The sequence below is a fragment of the Streptomyces sp. NPDC057543 genome (genome assembly GCF_042801895.1).
GTDB lineage: Bacteria > Actinomycetota > Actinomycetes > Streptomycetales > Streptomycetaceae > Streptomyces.
In genome coordinates this window covers 1-23,502 of record NZ_JBHVFF010000121.1, presented here as the reverse complement: position 1 = coordinate 23,502, position 23,502 = coordinate 1, and the positions used below count along the sequence as shown (strand labels likewise).

General features: G+C 67.5%; 15 protein-coding genes and 7 pseudogenes. 13 read left to right on the top strand and 9 right to left on the bottom strand.

All coding sequences use genetic code 11. From position 1 onward, the window contains the following. Nucleotides 1-1,046: 1,046 nt before the first annotated feature. Nucleotides 1,047-1,707 (top strand): annotated as a pseudogene (locus ACFU8Q_RS21055) (IS701 family transposase); the annotation flags it as partial. 46 nt (nucleotides 1,708-1,753) lie between these two features. Here ACFU8Q_RS21055 and ACFU8Q_RS21050 read toward each other — a convergent pair. Next, entirely contained in the window at nucleotides 1,754-2,548 is a 795-nt protein-coding gene (locus ACFU8Q_RS21050) for a maleylpyruvate isomerase family mycothiol-dependent enzyme (RefSeq protein ID WP_384456009.1), read from the bottom strand. After that, entirely contained in the window at nucleotides 2,487-3,137 is a 651-nt protein-coding gene (locus ACFU8Q_RS21045; RefSeq protein WP_384456006.1) for a TetR/AcrR family transcriptional regulator, read from the bottom strand. Before ACFU8Q_RS21045 ends, ACFU8Q_RS21050 begins: the two co-directional genes overlap by 62 nt. Between ACFU8Q_RS21045 and ACFU8Q_RS21040 the strand changes: the two are divergent. Next, a pseudogene (locus ACFU8Q_RS21040) lies at nucleotides 3,046-3,456 on the top strand (zinc ribbon domain-containing protein); the annotation flags it as partial. The gene ACFU8Q_RS21045 and the pseudogene ACFU8Q_RS21040 overlap by 92 nt on opposite strands. 180 nt (nucleotides 3,457-3,636) lie before the next feature. Here the strand turns inward: ACFU8Q_RS21040 and ACFU8Q_RS21035 are convergent. After that, nucleotides 3,637-3,764, bottom strand: a pseudogene (locus ACFU8Q_RS21035) (transposase); the annotation flags it as partial. A 715-nt stretch (nucleotides 3,765-4,479) separates the two neighbouring features. Between ACFU8Q_RS21035 and ACFU8Q_RS21030 the strand changes: the two are divergent. Further along, entirely contained in the window at nucleotides 4,480-4,995 is a 516-nt protein-coding gene (locus ACFU8Q_RS21030) for a hypothetical protein (RefSeq protein ID WP_384456003.1), read from the top strand. Between the two features lie 480 nt (nucleotides 4,996-5,475). Next, complete coding sequence (locus ACFU8Q_RS21025) at nucleotides 5,476-6,561, top strand: integrase core domain-containing protein (RefSeq protein ID WP_384456000.1); 1,086 nt, start codon at nucleotides 5,476-5,478, stop codon at nucleotides 6,559-6,561. Nucleotides 6,562-6,733: 172 nt separating this feature from the next. Here ACFU8Q_RS21025 and ACFU8Q_RS21020 read toward each other — a convergent pair whose 3' ends face one another. Next, nucleotides 6,734-8,605 (bottom strand): tetratricopeptide repeat protein, encoded by a 1,872-nt coding sequence (locus ACFU8Q_RS21020; protein WP_384455997.1) that lies wholly within the window; start codon nucleotides 8,603-8,605, stop codon nucleotides 6,734-6,736. A gap of 121 nt (nucleotides 8,606-8,726) precedes the next feature. Between ACFU8Q_RS21020 and ACFU8Q_RS21015 the strand changes: the two genes are divergently transcribed. Both ACFU8Q_RS21015 and ACFU8Q_RS21010 read left to right on the top strand, forming a co-directional pair. Continuing rightward, nucleotides 8,727-9,980: an IS256 family transposase gene (locus ACFU8Q_RS21015; RefSeq protein ID WP_384455995.1), complete on the top strand. Its 1,254-nt coding sequence runs from the start codon at nucleotides 8,727-8,729 to the stop codon at nucleotides 9,978-9,980. Then, the gene (locus ACFU8Q_RS21010) at nucleotides 9,980-10,261 is read left to right on the top strand and encodes a DNA-binding protein (RefSeq protein WP_384455992.1); all 282 of its coding nucleotides are present in this window, start codon (nucleotides 9,980-9,982) and stop codon (nucleotides 10,259-10,261) included. The genes ACFU8Q_RS21015 and ACFU8Q_RS21010 overlap by 1 nt, the downstream gene beginning before the upstream one ends. On the opposite strand, the gene ACFU8Q_RS21005 is transcribed toward ACFU8Q_RS21010, so the two are convergent. After that, a complete protein-coding gene (locus ACFU8Q_RS21005) occupies nucleotides 10,258-13,695 on the bottom strand; it encodes a tetratricopeptide repeat protein (RefSeq protein ID WP_384455989.1) in 3,438 nt (1,145 codons plus the stop codon). The two genes, ACFU8Q_RS21010 and ACFU8Q_RS21005, sit on opposite strands and share 4 nt — an antisense overlap. Before the next feature lie 56 nt (nucleotides 13,696-13,751). Then, a complete protein-coding gene (locus ACFU8Q_RS21000; RefSeq protein ID WP_384455986.1) occupies nucleotides 13,752-14,225 on the bottom strand; it encodes a hypothetical protein in 474 nt (157 codons plus the stop codon). A 372-nt stretch (nucleotides 14,226-14,597) separates the two neighbouring features. Here ACFU8Q_RS21000 and ACFU8Q_RS20995 point away from each other — a divergent pair. Beyond that, nucleotides 14,598-14,786: pseudogene (locus ACFU8Q_RS20995) on the top strand (phosphoribosyltransferase); the annotation flags it as partial. Here ACFU8Q_RS20995 and ACFU8Q_RS20990 read toward each other — a convergent pair. Next, nucleotides 14,781-14,924 (bottom strand): annotated as a pseudogene (locus ACFU8Q_RS20990) (phosphoribosyltransferase); the annotation flags it as partial. The pseudogenes ACFU8Q_RS20995 and ACFU8Q_RS20990 overlap by 6 nt on opposite strands. 254 nt (nucleotides 14,925-15,178) lie before the next feature. On the opposite strand from ACFU8Q_RS20990, the gene ACFU8Q_RS20985 reads away from it, so the two are divergent. The 6 genes and pseudogenes from ACFU8Q_RS20985 to ACFU8Q_RS20960 all read left to right on the top strand — a co-directional run bounded on the left by ACFU8Q_RS20985 (nucleotide 15,179) and on the right by ACFU8Q_RS20960 (nucleotide 20,869). Beyond that, the gene (locus ACFU8Q_RS20985) at nucleotides 15,179-16,765 is read left to right on the top strand and encodes a Na+/H+ antiporter (RefSeq protein ID WP_384455983.1); all 1,587 of its coding nucleotides are present in this window, start codon (nucleotides 15,179-15,181) and stop codon (nucleotides 16,763-16,765) included. Nucleotides 16,766-16,977: 212 nt separating this feature from the next. Next, complete coding sequence (locus ACFU8Q_RS20980; RefSeq protein WP_384455980.1) at nucleotides 16,978-17,208, top strand: hypothetical protein; 231 nt, start codon at nucleotides 16,978-16,980, stop codon at nucleotides 17,206-17,208. A 51-nt stretch (nucleotides 17,209-17,259) separates the two neighbouring features. After that, complete coding sequence (locus ACFU8Q_RS20975) at nucleotides 17,260-17,958, top strand: transglycosylase SLT domain-containing protein (protein WP_384455978.1); 699 nt, start codon at nucleotides 17,260-17,262, stop codon at nucleotides 17,956-17,958. A 755-nt stretch (nucleotides 17,959-18,713) separates the two neighbouring features. Next, nucleotides 18,714-19,189, top strand: a pseudogene (locus tag ACFU8Q_RS20970) (hypothetical protein); the annotation flags it as partial. A 113-nt stretch (nucleotides 19,190-19,302) separates the two neighbouring features. Then, a complete protein-coding gene (locus tag ACFU8Q_RS20965) occupies nucleotides 19,303-20,055 on the top strand; it encodes a metal-dependent hydrolase (protein ID WP_384455975.1) in 753 nt (250 codons plus the stop codon). Between the two features lie 391 nt (nucleotides 20,056-20,446). Beyond that, nucleotides 20,447-20,869 (top strand): hypothetical protein, encoded by a 423-nt coding sequence (locus tag ACFU8Q_RS20960; protein WP_384455972.1) that lies wholly within the window; start codon nucleotides 20,447-20,449, stop codon nucleotides 20,867-20,869. A gap of 146 nt (nucleotides 20,870-21,015) precedes the next feature. Here the strand turns inward: ACFU8Q_RS20960 and ACFU8Q_RS20955 are convergent. Beyond that, nucleotides 21,016-21,857 (bottom strand): annotated as a pseudogene (locus tag ACFU8Q_RS20955) (IS5 family transposase). A 199-nt stretch (nucleotides 21,858-22,056) separates the two neighbouring features. Further along, nucleotides 22,057-23,319: a serine hydrolase domain-containing protein gene (locus ACFU8Q_RS20950; protein ID WP_384455969.1), complete on the bottom strand. Its 1,263-nt coding sequence runs from the start codon at nucleotides 23,317-23,319 to the stop codon at nucleotides 22,057-22,059. Between the last annotated feature and the right edge of the window lie 183 nt (nucleotides 23,320-23,502).

Below are 23,502 nucleotides of genomic sequence, written 5' to 3'. Positions count from 1 at the left end.
GGGATCAACGGCTTCGCGATCTCCCACAGCCCGTCCGGAACAATCCAACTCCACGTATCCCGCCCCATGAACAGCTCAACGAGTGATCACCACATAGGACACGGTCTTAGTTGCCACCACCCGACAAGTAGCTCTCGGTAATCGTCGTTGCAATCCCTAGCGCCCACTTCCTTGGAGTGCCGCCGCAGTAAATGCCGGATTTACTGCGGCAGGGCCTCTACCGTGATCTTCGCGACCTGCGGCGGACTCTCCGGCCGCCGCAGGCGAGGTGTACGCATTTACTGCGGCAGAGTCGGGAAGGGCGGGACGGACGTGACGATCGAATTGTCAGCTTTCGAAGCCGACTGCACGGATGACCGAAGTCCTCTGCACTCCGGCGTGAGTGGTCCTGTCGCTCCAGTCGGCGGCAGTTGATGCGGCGCCGACCCTGCTGGCCGGGACCACAGTGAGTCCCGACCAGCCTCATCTGCTTACTTGGCCTTGTGGCCGATGACAGCGGCGATGATCGAGCCGCTGGCGATGACGATGCCCGAGATGATCTGCATGGCCTTGTGTACCTCCTTCCCGTCTCAGCTGGTTGGCGTGTCCAGTCGACAACGGGAGGGGGGTGCTCTGGAGGTTTCGCCGATTTTCTGCCTCCAGACACCGGGTTTGCGCGGGCCTTCTAGGCTCGGGGCATGGGAGCGAAAACGTACCCGAATGAACTTCGTCCGGTGCGTGAGCTGTTGAACCGACATGGCGTTGGACCACTGTATTACGGCGATGACCGGCTGCGGCGAGACCGGAACGATCTACTCATTCCTCTGCCTGGCCAGAACGGGGTGTCGGTGGAGGACGCCTTCGTTGCCGCGCGTGGGTCAGCGCAAAGGTCCGCTCGGATGGAAGAGGGCAATTGTGTCCGGCGATCGCCTGGTACCTGCTCGCGCTGAACCCGGAACCGAAGGCAACCGCCCGCCTGCGCAAGGAGTTGGCGACCGGGGTGGACAAGGTCGCGCAGCGGGGGCTGGCGCTGTCCAAGGCTCGCATGAAGACATGGGAGGACAGCGCTGCGGGCCAAGCGGTTGGTGCTGGGCCTGCTGTCGGACCTGCGGCGCAAGAACTGCTGGACGATCACGGAGTGGGCCGGCGAAGCGACCCCGCACGGCATGCAACACTTGCTGTGCCGGGCCTCCTGGGACGCTGATGCGGTCCGCGACGATGTGCGCGAATACGTCGTCGAGCACCCCACGACGAGGCCGCGGTGCTGGTCGTCGACGAGACCGGTGACCTGAAGAAGGGTACCCACACCGTCGGGGTCCAGTGCCAATACACCGGCACGGCCGGGCGGATCGAGAACTCCCAGGTCGCCGTCTACCTCGTCTACGCCGGCGAGCGGGGATACGCCGCGGTGGACCGGGAGCTGTACCTCCCGCGCTCCTGGACGTGCGACCCGGAACGCTGCCAGGCCGCGGGGCTCGGCGAGGACACCGGCTTCGCGACCAAGCCGGAACTGGCCAGGATGTTCTCGGCCGGCCGCGGCGCGAAGGGACAGCGGTTCTACGACTGGGTTGTCATCGACCTTGCCGACCCGGCCTGGGCCACCGCCAGCTGCTGATCCGCCGCAACCGCACCACCGGTGAACTCGCCTACTACCGCTGCTACTCACCCGATCCGGTGCCGCTGACCATCTTGGTGAAGGTCGCCGGATCCAGATGGCGAGTGGAGGAGCCACGGTCCGGGCCCGACCGGGCCCGGACCATGAGGCGGCTGTCCGTCAGAACACGACCCTGGCCCGGCGGACGGCCGCAAGGGCCTCCTGGGCACCGGAGGCGAGCTCCAGCGCGGCCTCGCCGTCGCGGCCGGACAGTACACGCATGTACGCCACGGCGTCCGCGCTGACAACCCCCGCCGGTTCGCCGGAGCCCAGCAGCCAATTACCGCCCGCGGGGCCGCTGAGCTCCAGATGGACCGGCGCGTCGGACCAGGCCAGCGCCAGGTCGCGGACCACCTGCTCGACGATGTGCCGGTCGTGCTCCTCGAGTGCGACCGGCTGTTCCGTGGCCCGCGCCAGGTCGATGCGGTGCATCCACAGGTCGCGTACGTAGATCACATCGAGCAGGTAGGCGATGGACATCCGGGGCACCTCGGGGATCCCGCTGTCTACCGTGACGCGCCGCATCGGACCGGGCCTCCGCCTGCGGGCGCGCACGGCGCGGGGCCACAGCAGTGCGAACTGCTCCACCAGCGCCGGCCCGGCCTCGGAGGCATGGTCGTCGATCTGCACGGCCATGTGGGCGTCGAGAGTGATCTTGTCGGGGTAGCGGCGCGGCCCCACGAGCTGGCGGCGCAGCATCGTACGGAGACGGATGTTGTCCTCGCACTGGCCGACGAGGTGGGAGACGAGGGTGCGCACGTCCCACTCGCCGCAGTCGGTGGGGAGCGACCAGTCGCCGTTGCCTAGGCCTTTGAGCAGGGCGAGGGCTGCCCGGCCCTCGGCCTCGGCGATCTCAGCCGACCGGTCGCGGCCGGTCTGCGGCAGGTGTGCGGCTGCCACGAAGGATGTGGTCATCGGACTCGCCCTCCTCGGGGGCAAAGTAGCGGAAGAACATGTCCAGTGCCGTCTGTGCGAGCCGGGTGAACCGGCCCTCCCCGGCCGATGGAGACGGTTCGTTGGAAAGCTGCTGACTGATCACACCGGACGTCAGTACCGTGTAGAGAGCCACGCCTTCCTCGCTTGCGGCCGCAGACGCCAACTGCCCGGCTTCCACGGCCGCTTGTAGTGCCGTGCGCAGGGCCTCCAACTGTCGCACGGCGGGCTCGAACGCCTGGGGAGAGGGTTCAAAACCTGGCACCGGCCGCCAGTAGAGGAGCTGTGCGAGCACCGGGTTGGTCATCACCCAGGTGATGGTGGCCTCCTGGCCCGCGGTGATGGCGCTCCGCGGATCCTCGGAGAGTCTGGCGAGGTACGGATCCAGCACTTCGACCGCCTGCCGCATCCCGCGTTCGAACAGCGCGTCGTAGACGGCCATCTTCGACGGGAAGTACTGGTACAGGGACGGCGGACGCATGCCCACCCGCCGCGCGACCTCCGCGAGGCTGAGCGCCGCCACGCCTTCCTCGGCCATGACCTCGACCGCAACGTCGAGGATCTCCTGCACAGTCTCATTGCGACGGCGGAGCCTGCGATCCTCCCTCATACCATTAAGAAAGCCTAAATCCAGTAGGGAAGTCAACACCCCGTCGGGTAGCGAGCGTTGGAGGCTGGGTCTGCCGTCCTTCAGCGAAACCGTGCACCCAGCCCGGCAGCGGTCACAGCCGGTGAGACGGCCCGGTACCGCCGCCTCCCTGATCAACCCGGCTTTCACGTCGCAGCGGTGCAACCGTTGCGGTCACACGCACGCGAACAACCGTAGGAGCCGAGCGGCCTTCGCGTGCACAGCCTGCGCCCATACCGACCACGCCGACGTGAACGCCGCAAAGAACATCAAGGACACCGGACTGGCGCCCTCAGCCTGCGGAGACCTCGGCACCAGCCAGTGCGCGAAACAGGAACCCGTGTGGACTTCTCTCGGAGTTGTTCGTTCTGATCAGGAAAGCACCCAGGCTATGGAAGTCGTTCGTGGCTCGGGTGCGGTTGATGCAGCAGCCGTAGTCGCCGGGCTGGGCCGACTTCGGCAGCGCGTCCAACACGTTGGCCGTTTTGTGTACCCAGCACCTTTGATGGCGGGTGTCGGGAAACAACTCGTTCGCGCGTTCCAGAAGCCGAGTGCGCCGTCGCCGACGGCGTACGTGCCTGACGGGGCGTCGGGGCATGGTGGGCCCCCGGTCCGGGCCTGTGTTCAGGCCGTGATGGGCCAGCCGGCAGCGTCGGTGATCTCGTCCCAGATGGCGAAGCGGTGGCGGATTTCGGCTCGGTAGTCGTGTGCGGTCATCAGGCGGCGGCGACGGAAGTGGCTACCTCAGCCCGATCGAGTTCGAGGAGAAGCACTACGCCGACCAGGCAGCGACCGAACAAGTGAACCTGAAACCACGTCAACCCGCTCTGGACCAGCTAGTCAGCCACTCCCGAGCTGCGGGGGACCTTAGACGCCATCCGCTTTCCGAAGGTGATCGGTTGGTTCGAGGTGGGTGGGCGTGAACTCCGGTCGGTGGATGGGGAGATGGGCGTGATTCGCCTGCTCGTCTCGTTCGTGGAGGTGGCTGGTGCCGTCGGTGCTCGGTTTGTTGGAGGCCCGGGAGAAGAGGGTCCGGGAAGAGATCGCGCAGTTGCGAGAGGAGGCCGAGCGGGTGCAGGCCGCGCTCGGCGACGCAGAAGCGCGCTTCAGCGGCTGGTGGATGCTCGTGCAACGGTGGCCGAGGTGCCGGCCGGGCCGCATTCCGCGGTCGCGGAGGTCCTCATCTTGAGGCGTTCTTCGGCTGCATGTACTTCGCGGCTATGCGGCCAGCTGAGGTCATCCATCTTCGGATCGATCAATGCCACTTGCCGAAGACTGGATGGGGATGCTCAACCTCTCGGGCGGGGTTGTCACGTCTGGCAGGGAGTGGACCGACAACGGAGAGGTGCACGAGGTGCACTCGCTCAAGCGTCGCGCGGCAAGCGCGACGCGACCTATTCCCATCCCGCCGCAATTCGTACGCATGCTGCGTGCCCATGTGAAACGGTTCGATGTGGCACCCGACGGTCGACTCTTCCGGGACCAGGCTGGCAAGTACGTGGACGCTGCCGCCTACGGCATCATGTGGGCGCGGGCCCGGGAGCACGCCCTGACTCGTACCGAGCGGACTTCTCGCCTGGCCAAGCGACCTTACGATCTCCGGCACGCCGGGATCTCGTTCTGGCTCTACTCCGGAGTGGACCCGGCCGAATGCGCCCGCCGCGCCGGTCAGAGCATCGAGGTTCTCTTTCGCCACTACGCCAAGTTCCTCGACGGCCTTCGAGAGCAGGCGAACCGCCTCATCGAGCAGCCCATGAACGAGTGGCAGCGCGTCAACCAAAGGGACGCACCCGAGGGCTGAACTGGAGGTTCGGTCCGTGACTGGTCCGGAAGCACTGGTCGGGAGGGGTACAGCAGCGGGAGGAAATGGGAGTTAGCACGCAAGCCGGGCTCGATCGAGAGCGGGCTGAGTGAAAGGCGCCTGACGGGTGAAAGCCCAGGTCAGGCGCCTTATCTCGTGCGTTTAGAAGAAGCCCAGCTTCTTCGGCGAGTAGGACACCAGTAGATTCTTCGTCTGCTGGTGGTACAGCAGTTGCACCCAAGCTGACCAGGGGAAAAAGCAGTTGGTGCGGCTCGCTGGAGGGGTGCTGGTCCGGAAATGGTCCGGATCTTGGTCCGTCTCGGCTTGCGCAATGTGTTGCTGCTGGGCGGGGCCTCCTCGGACCGGCGCTGTGATCGGCAGTGCGACGAGCTGGATTCCGCCGGGGACCTCCTGCGGGGCTCGTAAAGTCATCGCCGCAGGTCGGGACGGTAGAGCGTTCTCGGCTGGGACCATGTCGGCGTGATCATCTCGATGCTGTACAAGGTGGCCCGCAGGCTGCTGTCCGTCCCTGGGGTGCTCCTGCGCCGCGACACCGATAAGGAAGCCGAGTTGCTCGTCCTCCGGCATGAGAATGCGGTGCTGCGCCGTCAGCTCGCCCGCCCGGTCCGATACGAGCCAGCGGACCGGTTCTGGTTGGCTGTACTCTCCAGCCTGATACCCCGTCGCCGCTGGCACGAGGTCTTCGCGGTTACTCCCGGGACCCTGTTGGCCTGGCATCGCAGGTTCATCGCGGCGAAGTGGGACTATAGCGTCCGGCGCGCCCGCACCGGACGGCCGCCGACCAAGGCAGCGCTCAAGAAGCTGATCCTGCAGCTCGCTCGAGAGAACGCGCAGTGGGGGCACCGGCGGATCCAAGGCGAGCTGGCCCGACTCGGACACCCCATCGCCGCATCCACGGTATGGAAGATCCTCCACGCAGCGGGCATCGACCCGGCCCCACGCCGCGCCGGCCCAACCTGGCGGGAGTTCCTCACGAACCAGGCCCAGGGCATCATCGCCGTCGACTTCTTGCATATCGACACTGTCCTCGGCAGACGCCTGTACGCGCTGGCGTTCCTCGAACACGGCACCAGGCGCCTACACATCGCCGGCATCACCGCCCACCCCACCCGCGAGTGGGCAGTGCAACAGGCGCGGAACCTGACCACCGACCTCTGCACGCGCATGGAACCCCTGCGCTTCCTCCTACGTGACCGCGACGGCAAGTACGGCCAGTCCTTCGACGCCGTCTTCGAGGCCGAGGAGATGGAGATCCTCAAGAGTGCACCGCGAGCTCCTCGGATGAACGCCCACTGCGAGCGGGTGATCGGCAGCATCCGGCGTGAGGCCCTCGACCATGTCCTCATCATGAACGAGGCCCACGCCCGGCACGTCCTGGCCGCCTACGAGCGGCACTACAACGAGCACCGCCCCCACCGAGCACGCAACCAACTACCTCCGGGCGCCGACCAGCAGCCCATCACCGTGCACGACCTCGAAGTCCGCAGACTCCTGCGCACCCGCATCCTCGGCGGCGCCATTAACGAGTACCGCTATGCGGCTTGACCTGCGGCGACGACTTTCCGAGCCCCACACCCCGATTCGAACGTGACGCTCGAACCGCAGTCCCGGCACCGCGATCGGTGCCAAGGTGATCGAACGAGCAGCCGGACTATCATGCTGGGGGATAGACTGTGTCAGAGCGCCCCGCTGTTCGCGAAGGGCTCGACGATGTTCTTCATGAAGGGCGCTCCTCGGAAGAGGGCCGGTCGGCTCGCTGCTTCACCTCTTCGCGATAGGTCGCGAGGTCGCGCAACGCCGTCGCGAGCTGACGCTCGAATGTGCGTTCCGGTCCGGCGAGACCGCGCCAGATGGCGACTGCTTCCTTGGTCGCCACTGCGGCTAGCTCGGGGCGCTCCACCTGCGAAAGGCGGCTGCCGAGGTCATGCAGCGTCTGGGCAAGGTCGGAAAGGTACACCGAAGGGGCGCGCTCCGCTAAGCGCCGGTAGGCGGATACAGCCTCCTCGGTGATCGTCAGAGCGCGGGCATGCTGCCTCGGACGCGCCCTGGCGAGATTGAAACCGAGGGTGGACAACAATTGTGCAAGGGCGGGCTCGAAGTATGCTGAACTGCTTCCTGTGAGTCGCCCGCGGATGGCCACCGCCTCATCGGCGGCGGCGTGTGCCTCTTCGAACTGCGCCACTTCGCCCAGGATGTTTGCCATGGCGACCAGCGAAAAGGCGAGATCGGGTTCGTGGCGCGCAGGGTCGGACCGGGCGAGACACCGGCGGATTGTCACTGCCTCTTCCAAGTCGACCTGGGACTCGTCCAACTCCCCGAGGACGGCTGACATTGCCCCGAGGTCATGCAGCGAGAAGGCCAGCAAAGACTCGTAGTCCGAGTCGGACCGGGCAAGACGTCGGCGGATTGCCACCGCCTGCCGGAAAGCGCTGCGTGCCTCCTCCCATCTCCCCCCCTTTCGCAGGCAGTCGCCGAGTAGGTGCAACGATCCCGCGAGGTCCGGTGCGTAAGCGGCAGGATCGGACCGCGCCAGCCCCCTGAGGAGGTCAGTGGCCTCTTCGGCCACCGCCGCGGCTTCCTCGTGGCGTCCTGCCGTGGCGAGATCCGTGGTGAGAGTCCGCAGGGCGCGGGCTAGAGCAGACTCCCGGGTCGGGTCTCCTTCCACGAGCCGTCGGCGTAGAACGCTCGCTTCCACCGTTGCCGCCAGGCCGTCCGCGGGCCTCCCTGCTTCCCGCAAGCGGCCGGCCAGGTTGTACAGCGTGGCGGTGAGTACGGGTCCGAAACCGTGCAGGTCGTAGGCCACCAAGTGCCGCAGGATTCCGGCGGCTTTCTCCGTCGCCGTAAGGGCATCCTGCTGCCTTCCCGCGTCCATGAGATCGACGCCGAGGTTGTTGAGCGCACCTGCGAGAGGCGCGAGGTGGGTATGGGGATCCTGCTCTGCGAGGCGCCACAGAATATTCGCCGCCCGTTCGCCGGTCTCCGCCGCGTCTTCGGGCCGCCCGGCCGCCGAAAATATCGCAGCGAAATCTATCAGCGAAGCTGCGAGAACGGGCAGATGGGCCTCGGGATCGGACTGTGCCAGGCGGGCCTGGAGCAGCACCGCTTCCTCTGCCAAGGGCAGTGCTTCCTCGAACCGGCCAAGGACCGAAAGCTCGACAGAGAGGCCGAACAACGCCTTGGCGAAGGTGGGTTCGTGCAGAGCCGGGTTGTCCGCGGCCAGTTGCCTGAGGATCGCCGCGCTCTCCTCGGACGCGGCCAGTGCTTCCTGTGGCCGTCCTGCCTCCGACAGGTGAAGACCCAGGGTGTGAAGGGAAACGGCGAGGTGGTGCTCTTGATCCGGGAGAGCGCTCGCGGCCGGCTGGCGATACAGCAGCACCGCCGTTTCCGCGACGGACACGGCTTCGTGGATGCGGTTTTGGGCCGACAACGTGTTGCCGAGGTTGTTCAGCGCGGCTGCCAGCGTGGGTTCGTGCAGCGCCGAATTGGTCGCGGCCAGTTGCCTGAGGATTGCCACGCTCTCCTCGGACGCGGCCAGTGCTTCCTGTGGCCGTCCTACCTCGGACAGGTCGAGAGCCAGAGCAATGCTCAAGACCTGTGGATCGGCCTCGGGAGGGGTGCCTCGCGGAACGCGGAGGGCGTACCTTCCCGAGTGATCGATTGATGGTCACCGAGTAGACCCGCGTTGCACCGCGGGTCGGGAAGGCACGCCCGTGCTCAGCGTAGTCAACGACGAGGGAACCACCGAGACCGGATCCCTGATGGACGACATCGTCCGTGAGGGTGCGCGGCGGATGCTCGCCGCGGCCCTGGAGGCCGAAGTCAGCCAGTACATAGCCGAGTTGTCCGGTGACCGGGATGAGGCCGGTCGCCGTCTGGTGGTCCGCAACGGTCATCATCGCGAACGGAAGGTGACCACCGCCGCCGGGTCGGTCGCGGTGAAGGTGCCTCGCGTGAATGACAAGCGTGTTGACGTGGAGACTGGTGAGCGCAAGCGGTTCTCGTCGAAGATCCTTGCGCCGTGGTGCCGGAAGTCTCCGAAGGTCAGTGAGGTCCTGCCCCTGCTCTACCTTCACGGACTGTCCTCCGGGGATTTCGTGCCCGCGATGGAGCAGTTCCTGGGCTCCTCGACCGGCCTCTCGCCGGCGACGGTGACCCGGCTGACGAAGCAGTGGGTCGAGGACCACACGGCCTTCCAGGCCCGCGACCTGTCGGATTCCGACTACGTCTACGTGTGGGCCGACGGCGTCCACCCCAAGGTCCGCCTCGGCCAGGCCCACTCCTGCGTCCTGGTCCTGATGGGCGTGCGCCCCGACGGCCGCAAGGAACTCATCGCGCTGGCCGAGGGGCTGCGTGAATCGACCGAGTCGTGGGCGGACCTGCTGCGCGACTGCCGCCGACGCGGCATGCACGATCCCGAACTCGTGGTCGGGGATGGTGCGATGGGCCTATGGCGGGCCCTGGCGGAGGTATTTCCACAGGCCAGACACCAGAGGTGCTGGGTTCACAAAGTCCGCAATGTCATGAACGCGCTACCGAAGTCGGCCCAGCCCGGCGCGAAGAAGGCCCTGCAAGAGATCTACAACGCCGAGGACCGCGACCACGCCGAGAAGGCGGTCAAGGGCTTCGAGCGCGCTTACGGCGTCAAATGGCCGAAAGCGGCCAAGAAGGTCACCGACGAGACCGACGAGCTCCTCGCGTTCTACGACTTCCCCGCCGAACACTGGGTGCACCTGCGCACGACAAACCCCATCGAGAGCACTTTCAGCACCGTGAAGCTGAGAACCAAGGTCACCCGCGGGGCCGGCAGCCCGGTCGCGGCCCTGGCGATGGTGTTCAAGCTCGTCGAGTCCGCCCAGACCCGCTGGCGCGCGATCACCGCACCTCACTTCGTTGCCCTCGTCCGCAACGGCGCCCCCTTCAAGAACGGTCACCTCGTCAAACGCTCCGAAGCGGGGGCCGCCTGATGACTCCGAAAGACGAGCGCCGCTACCCAAAGCTCTTGCGGGTTCCCCAGGTGGCAGACGATGCCTGGCTGTCTCAGCCCGAGGCCGCCCGCCAACTGGGCATCGCTCTATTTCGCATCGGCGCACTCATCGCCTGCGGACACCTGGCGCCCGCGAAGAACTCAGCCGGGAGGGCGGGCATCACGATCACCAGCGTGCAGGCAGAGAAGACCTGGCGCGACAGCGCCACATACCGCGCAAAAGCCCTTCGTCTTCTCAAGGATACGATCGGCTTCTTCTAACTACCCGGTCCACAGGTCTTGACGATTACTCCGAGAGCCATGTTGTAGAGGGCGACGCCGAGAGCTGGTTCATGGGCAGGGCGGTCGATCGCGGACAGGCGTCGAAGGATCGTGATCGCCTCTTCGGTCGCCGCCAGGGCCTCTTGGTGCCGGCCCGCCGCTGTCAATGCGACGCCCAGTTGACCGCTCAGTGTGCCGGCGAGGTCGGCGGCGACCGAGGCCGGCTCGGACTCGGCGAGACGTCGATACAGGTCAACCGCTTCCATGGCTGGCATCAATGCCGTATGTCGCAGTCCTAATTCCAGCCGAGCGATACTGAGCTGGCTGAGGACCGCCGCCAGGCGGAGTTCGTGGGCACCTGGTGCGGCCTGGACGAGGCCCCGGTACATGGCGACGGCTTCATCAGCTGTGCCTAGCGCTTTGTCCCACTCATGAGCCCGGGATGCACAGAGGCAGAGGTCGTCTAGCCCCTTCGCGAGGGACGCGGTGTGGACAACAGGATCGGACGCGGCAAGGCGGCGGAGCATATCCACTCCCGTCTCGACCGCTGTTACGGACTCCTGCCACCGGCCAACTGCCGAAAGGGTGACACCGGCGGCGAGCAGTGCGTCGGCAAGTCCCGACGCGTAAGCCGCACCAGTGAGGGTCGAGCCCTGCCGTATCGCGACGGCCTCTTTGGCCGCACCGACGGCGTCCCAGTGCCGGTGTCCCGTGCCGAGCAGGCTACGGCTGAGGTTGACCAGCGACTGAGCGAGCTGCGGCGAGTAGGCGGAAGGGTTGGTTTCGGCCAGGCGTCGTCGGAGGAGCACGGCCTCCTCCGCCGTACTCACCGACTCCTGGCGGCGATCCACCATCCGCAGATGGGTGCTGAGACTATCCAGTGCACCGGAGAGTTCTAGGGCGTTGGCCGTGGGATGGTCTTCAGCCAGTCGTCGACGGACAGCCACGGCCTCCTCGACCGCTGTCACAGCCTCCTGGAAGCGACCAACGGCGGTCAACGCGTCACCAAGCGAGCCCAGCGAATCGGCGAGGGTGCGCGCGTGGGCGCCCGGTTCGTCCTCGGCCAGCCGCCGGGCGAGCACCATGGCTTCCTCTGCCACGGCCACCCCCTCGTGGCTCCGGCCCAGCTTCACCAGGTTCTCGCTGAGGTTGCTGAGCGCTCTCGTGAGGCCCTGGTGCGCTGCCGGGTTGGCTTCCCTCAGGCGCCGTTCAAGCGCCACGGCCTCTTCGGACGCCGTGAGGGCTTCCTCCAGCCGCCCGACCCGCGACAGGCCGACGCCGAGATTGTGCAGCGCCCCGGCGAGATTCGGCTCGTAGGCGGGGGCGTTGACGGAGACCTGGCAGCGCCGCAGCAGTACGGCCTCCTGGGTGGCGGACAGGGCGTCATCGTGCCGGGCGACGTCGGCCAGCCCGGCGGCGAGATTTTCGAGGGCGGTGGCCAGACCGTCGGAGTGCGCGGCCGGGTCATCGTCGGCCAGGCGCCGGTACACCGCGATGGCCTCTTCCGTAGCGGCCAACCCCTCCTCCCGCAGCCCCGACCACGCCAGGTGAACGTTGAGGTTGGTCAGGACCGAGGCCAACTGCGGCTCATACGCGGCGGGGTCCACCTGCACCAGACGTCGGGATAACGCCAGGGACTCCCGGGTCGCGGCCAGGGCCTCCTCGCGTCGTCCGAGTTGCGAGAAGGCCCTGCCGAGGCTTGTGAGTCCGCTTGCGAGCGCTTCCACGTGATCGACGGAGGCGGAGACGTAGCCGGGCTCAGAGCTGGCGCTGGCGCCGGAGCCGAGCAGATGCCGGAAGAGCGCGACGGCTTCCTGGGTCGCGGCCAGGGCCTCCTCCCGCCACCCCGCGTTGGACAGGCGGCTGCCGAGCGTCAAATAGATGACTGCGTGGACCGCGGTGTCGCTGAAGCGGGCGAGACGGTGCTCCGCGAGGCGCTTGGCGAGTGCGGCGATCCCCACGTCGAGGTCGACGTGTCGCTGTTTGGGCAAGTGGTCTTCGACGGCTTCCAGAAGTTCGGGGCTGATGTCGTCGAGATCGGCGAGGGCCGTGAGCGCCGCGCTGCCGGCGGTGACAGCGAGCCGTGGGTCTTCCTCCAGCAAGGGATACAGGTGCTTGGGGCCGAGGTGCGGCCAGCGCTTCGCCGCGGTGGTGAGGAAGGTGATCGCGCGGGGTGTCCAGGACGCGGGGGTGTCTTCTCCGCCGCGAATGAGCAGCGCCGAAGTGACGGCTCCGGCCCACTCCTGCGCCGGATAGTCGACGCGATGGCCGGGAAAGGTCAGAGCGAGGAAGTCCTCGGCGAGGCGGTCGGGGTAGAGCGGTTCGAGGACCGTCTGCTGGGCGGGGTGGGACGGGGGGTAGCAGACGGCATGGTCGGCGAGGATTTGTTCGGTGGTGATCTGTCCGGCGGGGGCCCGGAGTTGGGGGTGGTCGAGCACTGTCGTGCCGGTGGACCGGTCAAGGGGGCCGGTGAGGGCCGCGGTGAAAACTGTCCGGTTTATCACCTTGGACGGGGTGGAGTAGGCCCGCTGGGCGGGGTCGAGTTCATGGATGCCGTCGCCGTACAGCCGCTGCCAGTGAAGGTGCTCGCGGTCCAGGAGGTAGACCGTCAGGCCCGCGGTGTCCCGGGGTGGGCGGCGGCCCGTGGTGTGGGCGTCGACCGCGACGAGGGCTGCCATGTGTACGGCCAGGGTCAGCCCGAATTCCGGGTGTTCCAGCGGGCCGGGGGGGCGGATCCCGGCGGCCGGGATGCCGTAGCGGGTGGCGAAGCTGTCGCGGGCCGCAGTGAACATCTCGGCGCGCTCGCCAGACTCGCCGCCGCCGTCGAGCAGGATCGGCAGAGGCTGGGCGGAGGTGCCTGCTTGGTAGTTGGCCAGTGCGCCGCGTACGGCGGGCCATACATCGGCGCTGCGAGCCAGCATCAGCACACGCGTGCGGACGGTCGGCTGATGGAGCAGGGCGTTGCTGAGCAGCCAGGTCAGATGGGTCAGCGGCCATCGGTCGGCGTAGTCCACGATCAACAACAGGCCAGCGGCGCTGTCAACGCGCAGGTCCTGGCTCCCGGGCGGCGGGAACACGGTGCCGGGACCGTGCGTGGCGGTGACGACCTTCCAAGCATCGCCGAGTGATTCCCGCGCGAACTGAGCAGCCAGCCGGGTCTTGCCCTGGCCTCCGGGAGCGTGCAGCCATCTGACGGCCAGCCGTGGCCCTGCCTCGCGCCACTGGCGCAGGTCGGCGAGTTCCGCCTCTCGGCCGGTGAAGTCGACAACGGCGAAGCGGGCGTTGAGCATGCGGCTAGGCAGTTCCCGCAGGAAGCCGGGATCCGGCGGTGCGGACGGGTGCCAGTTCTCCAGCAGGTACAGCGGTATGCCGTCGCCGAAAACATGGATGTCCGCTCCGATCGCACCGTAGGCGAAGCCGTTCTCCGAGCGCACTAACTGCCGGAAATCCGTGGGTTCTTGTGGCTGTTCGGATTCCAAGGGCGAGGAATTCACCGGCTATCGTCCGTGGCAGGCTCGGGTGGTGATGCGGGCGGCTGGTATCCGGATCCGACGTGGTGGTGGACGTTGACGCTGCTGTTGGGGCCCAACGCACCGTACGCCGAGCCGCCGTCGTGCGCGACGACGTGCTGAACCCACCGCTGTCGGGCCGTCGGAAGCCGCGGCTGGATCTCTTCGATGAGGGCTCTGAGGCCGTTCTCGGCGTCCGGATGGTCTCGCAGCAGGTCGACGAGGTCGTCCCGCCACCGCCGGATCTCGGCGTCATGGACAGCCTCCGTTCCTTCGGCCCCCTCGAAGCGGGCGAGGCTGCGGTCCAACTGCGCCTCGGCATCGCGCTGAGAGTCACCGCGGCGGTGGAACAACGCGGCGACCCGGGTTCTGGTCGTCTGCCAGGCGCTGGTGGCCATCGCGGCCACAAGGGTTGTCGCGCCGGTCATTGCTAGAGCCGTCACCGGGTCGGACACGACTGAGCCTCCTATTCGTCCTCAAGCATCATCCAAGGCCGACCTGCCTGTAACGCCGAAGCCAGGACCGGCTACCCCTCACATGCCCGTACATCATGCCGCTTGGCGCCCGGGCACGGCAGCCCGACCGACGGAAGCCGCTCCACCTGCCGTCGCCCCCTGGGTGTGATGGCTCCGCCATCGAGCGTCTGCGGAGGAATTGCCGGCGACCACCCTCGCACCGAGGTCCCGGTCACTACAGTCCTGAAAGGCATTCCACGAGGCGGCAGGAGTGTGGCGTTGGAGAACTACTTCATCCCCAGCAAGCTCTGGAAGAACGGCGGGCCCCGTCCGGATCTTGCGTCGGTTGGCGCGACCGCCGCTCCCAGCGCCGTGCAGGCTGGTGCGGTGGTGCTGCGCGGGCAATTGACGGTGCCCGAGGGCGCGAGCGAAATCGTGGTGTTCGCGCATGGCAGTGGCAGCAGTCGGCACAGCCCGCGCAACCGGTTCGTGGCCGCCGGACTGAATCGGGCCGGGCTGGGCACCCTGCTGTTCGACCTGCTCACCAAGGAGGAAGAGATCGAGTTGTGCCTCGCGGTTGAGGTCGAGCACCAGCTGGTCATGGCCCCCGACGATCAGCAGCGTGGGCGCCGTCACCGCTGGCAGTCGTGGCCTCGCCAGGTCGGGCCTGCCGCCCCGCGAGACGACCGCGGCGATCCGCGCTCGTCTCGGCGCTCACGATTGAGCCCTACAGCGATCGACCGTCCTGGACTTGGACGACCGCGCCGCAGACCGGTCACACGTCCGGGCCCTCACAGCGGGGACCGATCCACGGGCGGGTGCGCCGCCGTATCGACTGCCACACCCTGGACGGTCGGGGCTCCCTGTCGGCTGCATCACCGCCCGAGGTCGGTTACGTTGGTAAAGCACCTGGTCAGAGGGGGTAGCAAGCCGTAACCCACTGGGGACGTTCCATGACCGGCCTGACCGTCATCCTGCTGCTCGTGGTCCTGGCCACAGCCGTGACGACCGGTGCTCGGCGCTGGAGCATGCCCGCCCCTTCGCTTCTCGTCGTTGCCGGTCTGATCGTCGGGTTGATGCCCTGGGTGCCCGAAGTTCGCCTGCCGCCTCATGTGATCAACGTGCTGGTGCTGCCGCCACTGCTCTTCGCCTCGGCCGGGGAAATCTCTGTCCGCGACCTGCGCACCGTGTGGCGGCCCGTGACCGGCCTGGTCTTCGGTCTGGTCCTCGCCTCGGCCATCGCTGTCGGGTACGTCGCCCGAGCGATCACGCCGCTCACTGCCGCGGCCGCGTTCATCCTGGGCTCCGTCCTGGCCAGTACCGACCCCGTGGCCGTTTCCGCGCTCGGGCGGCGCCTGTCTCTCCCACCGCGCGTGCAGGTGATGGTGCAGGCGGAAAGCCTGTTCAACGATGCCACGTCCCTGGTCCTGTACAAGGCCGCCGTGGCCACCGCGGTTTCCGGCAGCGCCCTCACCGTGTCCGGCACTGTCGAGCAGTTCCTGATCCTTGCCGGCGGAGGAGCCCTCATCGGCGCGGTTGTCGCCGGAGTGGTGACCCTCATCCGCAGACGGACCGAGGACCCCATGCTGGAGACCGTCATTGCATTGGTCACCCCGTACGCCTCGTACGTTGTTGCAGAGGACTTGCACACCTCCGGCGTGACTGCCGTCATTGTGTCCGGGGTCGTCCTCGGCAGCGCCGGCCACAAGCTCAGCATCGCCCCCGTCCGCCTCCAGGTCCACGCCGTCTACGACACCATGACCTTCCTCCTCGAGAGCGTCGTCTTCGCTCTCATCGGCCTCGAGCTCCCCTCCACGGTCCGTCAGCTTGCGCACGACGAGCACGGCTGGCCGCTATGGGTCCCGGTGATCGTTTTCACCCTGCTTGCGATCCGCCTGCTGTGGATCTTCCCGCTGTCCGCCCTGATCCAATACCGGCACACGGAGGGAGACAGTCGCCTCTCCTGGCGTGTTCCGGCCGTCTTGTCCTGGGCAGGCACCCGAGGCGTCATGCCGCTGGCTGCCGCACTCTCCATCCCCCTGGTCACCCACACTGGGGCGCCGCTGCCGCATCGGGCCCTCATCCTCATGCTCACTACCGGGACCGTCGCGCTCACTCTCGTCTTCCAGGGGTTCACCCTCGCCCCTGTCGTCCGCCTCTCCGGCATCGCACTGGAGCCGGAGCACTCCGCGCGCGAGGAGTCCCGGACCCGCCGGCACATTGCCAAGGCCGCTCTCGAAGAGCTCAAACAGCTGGGCGATCCGGACCAGCTCGCGGAACTGGGTGCCGCCGCCGAGGCCGCTCTGAATCAGGCCCGTCGCCATTTGGAGGCGCGCATCCACCAGGCTGAAGATGCCCACTACAGCGACCCGGACGCCCGTCCTGCCGACGCCTACCGCGAGACACGTCGGACACTCATTGCCATTGAGGCGGCCGAGCTCCAGCGCCTCTACGAAGCGAACAAGATCAGCAACGCCACCCGGCGTCGGATCCAGCGGGAACTCGACCTCGAAGAAGCCAGCCTCCGCGCCCGCGGCTGATCAACCGGTTCCGGTACCGATCGCGGGACTCGAGCTGCGTCACCCGAGCCGAAGGCCGGATCCGGGCCGCCCGCGCAACGGGACTGCGCAACGGGACTGCGGAGTGCGATCGGCACCTGCCCGGTGACGGTGCCCAGGTCCAGCAACACCGGGGCCGGCCAGCCGTGCAGGGTGTCGGCCGGCAGCCGCACCGCCGCGCCCGGGTGTAGGCCGTGCTGTTCGGGGCCGCACACTATGCGGGATTCCTGTCCGGGCCGATCGGCATGGTGATGGCCAGGGGCTGGGGCCTCTTCCTCGGTATCACGTGCCTGCGCAGCGGCGGAATCCTCGTATCCTCATTCCGTACATCAGTGCATGGCGCGGCGAACGCGGTCGGGACCGTGGCGGTGGCGGTACTGACGGTGAACCTCCGCTGTGGCTCGCCGCGCGCCGACTTCGACTGAACTCCGTAGGCTGTGGGTTCTCAGGCGGTGCGCGGAAGGAAGCGGCAGACGGTGACGGACTCCAGGGCGCGGCGGCGGTGGCTCGGGGTGCTGGTACTCGTACTGGCAGCATGGGCCCTGGTGCGCGGTGGCCATACGCCCGAGTCCGCGGATGTTTCACAAACCACGCCACCCAGCACCTCACCGGCCGAGACCGCCCATGCCGCGCCGAGTGCTCCGGCATCCGGCGAGAGCAGCCCGCACGTGTCGCCGACCGGGGCCTATGAACCCGCGGCCTACGCACCGCAGGTACGCACCCACGCAGCCCAAGCCGACATCGATGCGAAGTTGCTGATGGCTATCCTCTACAACGAGTCCTACAAGCCGCACGACCCGGAGCTGGAGCGGGCCTGGCAGCGTTACAAGCCGGATGCCGCCTTCGGCATTGCGAACATGCACCGCGCCGCCTTCGACGAGACCAAGCGGCGGCATGATTTCGCTAACCGCCGATGGGAGGAACTGCCCGACGACCGGGACCTGGCGATTGAGGCGGCCGCCTGGCATCTGCACGACCTGGCGGCGCAGTTGCCCGCCCACCGGCCGGGGACGTACACGAAGAACGAACTGCTGGCGCTGGGCTACAACACAGGGGCGGGCAACATGCTGGCATTCGCCCGCGGCGCGCACCCAGGCAGTCAGGCGCAGTCCTACCTGGACCGGCTGCATGCCAACCGGGCCAAGGCCGGGAAGGCGATTTCCGCTCAGCCGTAGGAGAGGTTCGCGCACAGGTCGTCGTCGGCGGAGCGAGCACCATCGGCCACTTCGGAGGGTACGGAAGCCAGCCTGCCAGAGGCGGTGGCTGCGGGGGTGTCCGCGTAGACCTGGCCGAGGATCACGTTGATGCCCGCCGTGGTCGTCGCCCGGAGATCCGCCTCCGGGAAGAGGCGGGCGACGGTCTCCGCACGGCCCTTCTGTCCGGGACCGTACGGCGGTGGCGGTACTGGTGACGCTGAAGTCGTGGTTCTTGAGGGTCAGCGCCGCGTCGGCGGCGAGTCCGGCGACGGTGGTGCCGCTGTAGAAGGGCGACGTCGATGCCGCCCCCGGAGACCGCTTCGTCGGCACTCGCCGAGGGGGAGACCGGGGCTGTCACATCTCCGTCCTGCCAGCGATGGTCCGGTCGGCCCTCTCGCAGCGCGCGCAGCCGAGCCTGTTTCCCGATACGTCGCCCTGCTACGGCACGCGCAGCACACCTGTCTCGCAGTATTTCCCGCCCGACTCGTTCTGCCTCCACGCAGACGGGGAGTTGCGGACTGGCCAATGGGCCGAACGCCAAGCTCGTGATCTGGACCGCCGCCAACACCACCTTGGCGATGGCGATTGCCAGTGCCTTTGCACGGCGTCGTCAACGAGCTTGATCACGCTCGCCTCGGCAAAGGCGACCCGGGCCCGACCGCCCCTGTGGTCGGGTAGCCGGGTCATGCCAACGGGATCCGGCTCCTCGTCGCTTGGAGACCGAGTTGGGCGCCGAGGCCGTCGCCGCCGTCTTCACCCACGACGAATTCGCCCGCTTGGTCAAGGACTCCAGCGAGGCCGGACTGCTGAACCGCGCAGACGATGAGCGCCTCCAGGACGCGCTGGAACTGGGCAGGCGGCGAGGTGATGGTGCCGCTGACCGAAACGATCAGCGTCGGCAACGACATCACCCCGCAGCAAATGGAACGCGCCGCTGCGGGCTCGGGCTTCTCCCGCCTGCCGGTGACCGGCCCCGGCAGCGAGGTGCTGAGATACCTGCACATCAAGGACACCCTGGGCGTACCGGAGCGCACCAAGCGCTCTGCCTCCGATCATCCGTGTCGAGATCGACACCCCGCTGGACGACACGATGACCGCTATGAGGGCTGCCGGAACCCACCTGGCCGCCGCTACCGGCGACAAGGGCACCGTCATCAGATTCGTCACCATGGAAGACGTCCTGGAAGAAACTGGTGGGTCCGGCGGCCTGAACCATTCCAAGTGGAAGCCAGTCAGCTGCGGCAGCGTGGCAGCTCAGGCCGATCGGGGGCCAGGTCCGCATTGTCATGGCCAGTTGGATCTTGCTGGTAGCGTCTGCCGATTATGGAGGCACGAGACCACCGTGCCTCCGGGCCGGGGGAGGACGAATACACGATGATGGGTCATTCGCATGCCGTGAGCGGTGCGCTGCTCTTCGCGGGCACCGCGCCCTACCTGCCGCCGTTGGTGATGCATGCTCACCTGGAGCCGCAGGAGATTCTGATGGGCACAGTACTCTGCGCGGGTGCCGCACTGTTGCCTGACCTGGACCACCACGACGGCACCATCGCCAACTTCCTTGGCCCGGTGTCCAAGACCCTGTGCCGCTTCGTCGCTTGGGTCTCCGGCGGTCACCGCCATGCCACGCATTCGCTGTTCTTCGTGGCCCTCATGACCGCCGGCAGTTGGGCGGGAGTGACCTACCTGGGGCGGCCGTTCACACTGGGCATGACCTTCTTCCTGCTGGCGTTGGCTGTGCGGGCGCTCAATCTCTGCCCGCCCGGACACGGGTTCTCCGCCTGGGGCACCATCGTATCGATGGCCGGTATCGGCACCGGGGTGATTGCCAAGTTCATCCCCTCGGCACCTGGCTGGTTGCCCTACGCCATCGGGCTGGGCTGTGTGGCACACCTGCTGGGGGACTCCATCACGAAGAGGGGTGCCCCCTGGTTGTGGCCGCTCAAAACTCGCTACGAGATCGTGGTGATCAAGAGCAGCGGCAACAAGCTTGAGACGGAGATACTCACCCCGATCATGGGCGTCGTCACCGTCGCCCTGCTCTGGTTCACCGCGCTCTCGCCCAATGTCATCAGCTAGTCCGTTGACCACGAACGTTCACCGGGTGGGTGACACGCCGGTCGATGCTCGCGGTGCTGGGTGTTTGGGCCTCATCCTCGATGGCAACGTGATTGCTGTTGGAGGTGAGGTCGTCGATGGCAGAGCCGGTCAGAGTGCGGCGGCTGACCGATGAAGAAGGGCAGAAGCTGCAACAGATCGTTCGGCGGGGCCGACATGAGTCGGTGCGGGACGGCGACACGTCCCCCACGGACAACCCTCTCCAGCATGATCAACCCGAAGATCATCCCACTCAGCCAGCCAACGGGACAGCGCCTCTGCCCCGTAGTTCGGAGTCGCGGGTGTACTGGGCGATGACCGCGGTGATAGTGCGCCGGTTGACCGGGGCGGCCGTGCCGGCTTGGCGCACCGCATGACCGGCGGGGAGCTGACGCTCGGCGCAGTGCTGGCGCGGCTGGAGGAGCGGGAACGAGAGATCACCGCGCAAGCCGAGGAGACGCGGGAACAGATCACGCAGCTGACCGCACAGCTCGACGAACTCGGCCTGGCCGCCGGAGAAGTTCGGATCATCCGCAAGACACTGCTGGAGCTGCCCGACCCGCAAGCGCCCGCGCTGCCGGCACCGAAACTGCCGGATCATCCGGCCTACCAGCAGATCATGGCGGTGTTCACCGCGGCCGACCATCCGCTGCGGGCCCGGCAGGTGTGCGAGGCGATGGACCTGGCGGTCGCGCCCAACAACATCAACAACGTCCGCCTGAAGCTCAAGCGGCTGGCCGACCGCGGAATCCTGACCGAGACCGAGCAGGGCTTGTTCTCCCAGCCCCGGCCGTAGTCAACCGACTTCGTCACGACCTGCCCGATCGCCCCACACGAAACGAAGAATCGGGCATCAGGTCTCATACCCCCTCTGAGGAACGAAGCTCTGCTGCGAGGTTGAGCTTGTTGCCGGACTTAGAGACAGCGCAGATTGGCGGCTGGTCATGGTCGGCGGCGAGGTCGTGTACCCCAGCGGTGGGTGGTCCAGGCTCGGCGGATCAGGCTACGGACGGTGATGATTGTGTCGGCGAGGTCGAAGAAGGCTCCGATGACGCTGATCCGCCGTTCGTAGCAGCGCGCCAGCCGCTGGAAGGCGTTCTGCCAGGCATGGGTGCGCTCGACATGCCACCACTGGGTGGCCTGGACCGGTGCCTTGGTTCCCTTGTGGGCGATCCGGCTACGCAGGCCCCGCTCTCCGAGCACGGCGCGCGATTTGGCCGAGTCGTAGCCCGCGTCGAGGTGCACGGTGATCTCGTCGGGCAGTGGCCCAAGTCCAGCCAGAACGTCGAGAGTTGGTGCCAGAAGTGGTGAGTCGTGGCAGTTGGCGCCGCTCAGTACGCGGCCAAGCGGGATGCCGTATCCGTCGGTGATGCCTGAGCGTTTCATGCCCTGCTTGCCCCGGTCGACGGGCGAGCGTCCGGCTGCTTCACCCCGCCGGGGGCCTTGGTGATAGCGCCGTCCACGGCGATCTGGTCAAGGACGAGGCCGACGATGCGGTCGTAGGCGTCGAGGGTGATCTGCTTCAGCCGGGTGAACAGCCCGAGCTGTATCCACTCGTCGCGGCGGTTGCGGATCGTGCTGGCCGAGCAGGTGGCGTCCGCGATCGCTTCGTACGAGCAGCCGAACCGAAGGACTTGCAGCAACTTGTCGAAGACGATCCGGTCACCAATCCGGCGCCGGTGGCAGCCCAGCGGGTGGGCGGGATCGAACTTGGGCCGCTGCGGCAGCAGGGCGGCGAATTGGTCCCAGAGCGGTTCGGTCAGCCATGATGGCAGTACAGGCACAGGTCTCCCCAGTGATCACAGAGCGTCGCAACTCCATGATCACCGGACCTGTGCCTGTCCCGTCTGCCAACTACGCCCTGTCCGGTCGATCTTGTCGGATCGGCGCGCGGCGTCGGGCGCCCGGCAAGGTCGGCCGGATAGGGCCTACGCGTCAGGAGCCGTGTTCGGCAAGGTGATCGTCAGCCATGAGGTGTGACGCTCACGGGGCGAAGGTCGCGGACAGGATCAGGGTGACCAGGGCGAGGTCGTTGCCGCCGCCGGTGGTGGGGTTGAAGGAGTACACCAGGCGGCGGCGCAGGTCGCGGGTGGTGAACATGCCGTTGGTGTAGCCGAAGGTGGTGCCGGTCTTGCCCCACACCGTCACGCCGTTGGGCAGGGTCACGCGCATCAGGCTGGCGGCGTAGTAGGCGTTGCCCTGCCCCGGGTCGTCGTCGGTGCCGCCGAGGTAGGGGACGTCGGGGACGTCGAACAGTTCCGCCTGCTCGGTCGGGGGCAGCAGCCGTCCCTGGAAGAGTGCGGTCAGGAAGCGGTCGAGGTCGGCGGTGGTGGAGATCATGCCGCCGGCGCCGGGATTCTGTTCGGTGATGTCGACCAGTTGCGATCCGCCGTCCGGCCGAGGTACGGCGATGTAGCCGTGGGAGTGGGGGCCGGGGATCGTGGTGTCGGTCTGCGGGGCGGTGGTGTCGCGCAGGTGCAGCGGTTGCAGGATCCGGGTGGTGATCTCCTGCTGGTAGGTGTGTCCGGTGAGGTTCTCGACGAGCATGGCGGCGACGTAGTAGCCGGTGGCCCCGTAGACCTGCATGCGACCGGGCTTGGCGAAGGGGCGTTCGTGTCGGACGGCCTTGGCGACGAGTTCGGAGAGCGGGTGGTTGTCGAAGCGGTGCTCGACGATGCCGTCCGGGGTGGTGGGCAGGTCGTCCGGGGTCAGTTCGGGAAGGCTGCTGGTGAAGTTGAGCAGGGTGCGGACGGGGATCGGCGGATAGCTGTCGGGCAGGACGTCTGGCAGGTACCGCTGGACGGGCTGGTCGAGGTCGACGCGGTCCTCGGCGGCCAGTTGCAGCATCACGGTGGCGATAAAGGTCTTGGTGACGCTGCCGAGACGGAACCGGCCGTCCACCGGCACCGGCGCGCCGGTCATGATGTCGGCGGTGCCGTACGTTCCGGTCCAGTGGCCGTCCGGCCCGCTCACGCGTGCCAGCACGCCCGTGACGCGGTCGGGCGCGCTCGACAGGGCATGCTGCAACGCCTGCGGATCCAGCTCCGGCAACCGGTCGCCGGTGGTGTCGCCGGTGGTGTCGGCCGCGGCGGCAGGCCGCGCGGCGGGCGCCGCGACCGCCGGGACGGCCGTGCCCAGCGCCACCGCGCCGAGCACCACGCAGGCGAGCGCCGCCATCGGCACCCGCCTGCGTCGGCCCGCTGTCGTCGCGGTCCCGGCGTTGGAGGAAGGAGGCTTGAAAGTCATGCCCACGACCGTGCCGCACAGCCGTGGTGCGACGAATCAGGGATCGCCCCCGACAGCACCCTGATGGATCCCTGATGCCGTCTCAGCTTCCGGGGCCGGCTGGAGTACTAGGTCCGCCCGCCGCCTATCTGCGCGGGCTCTTAGCGAGGCAACCGGCCTGCCTGTGCACCGCAGGTTGTGCAC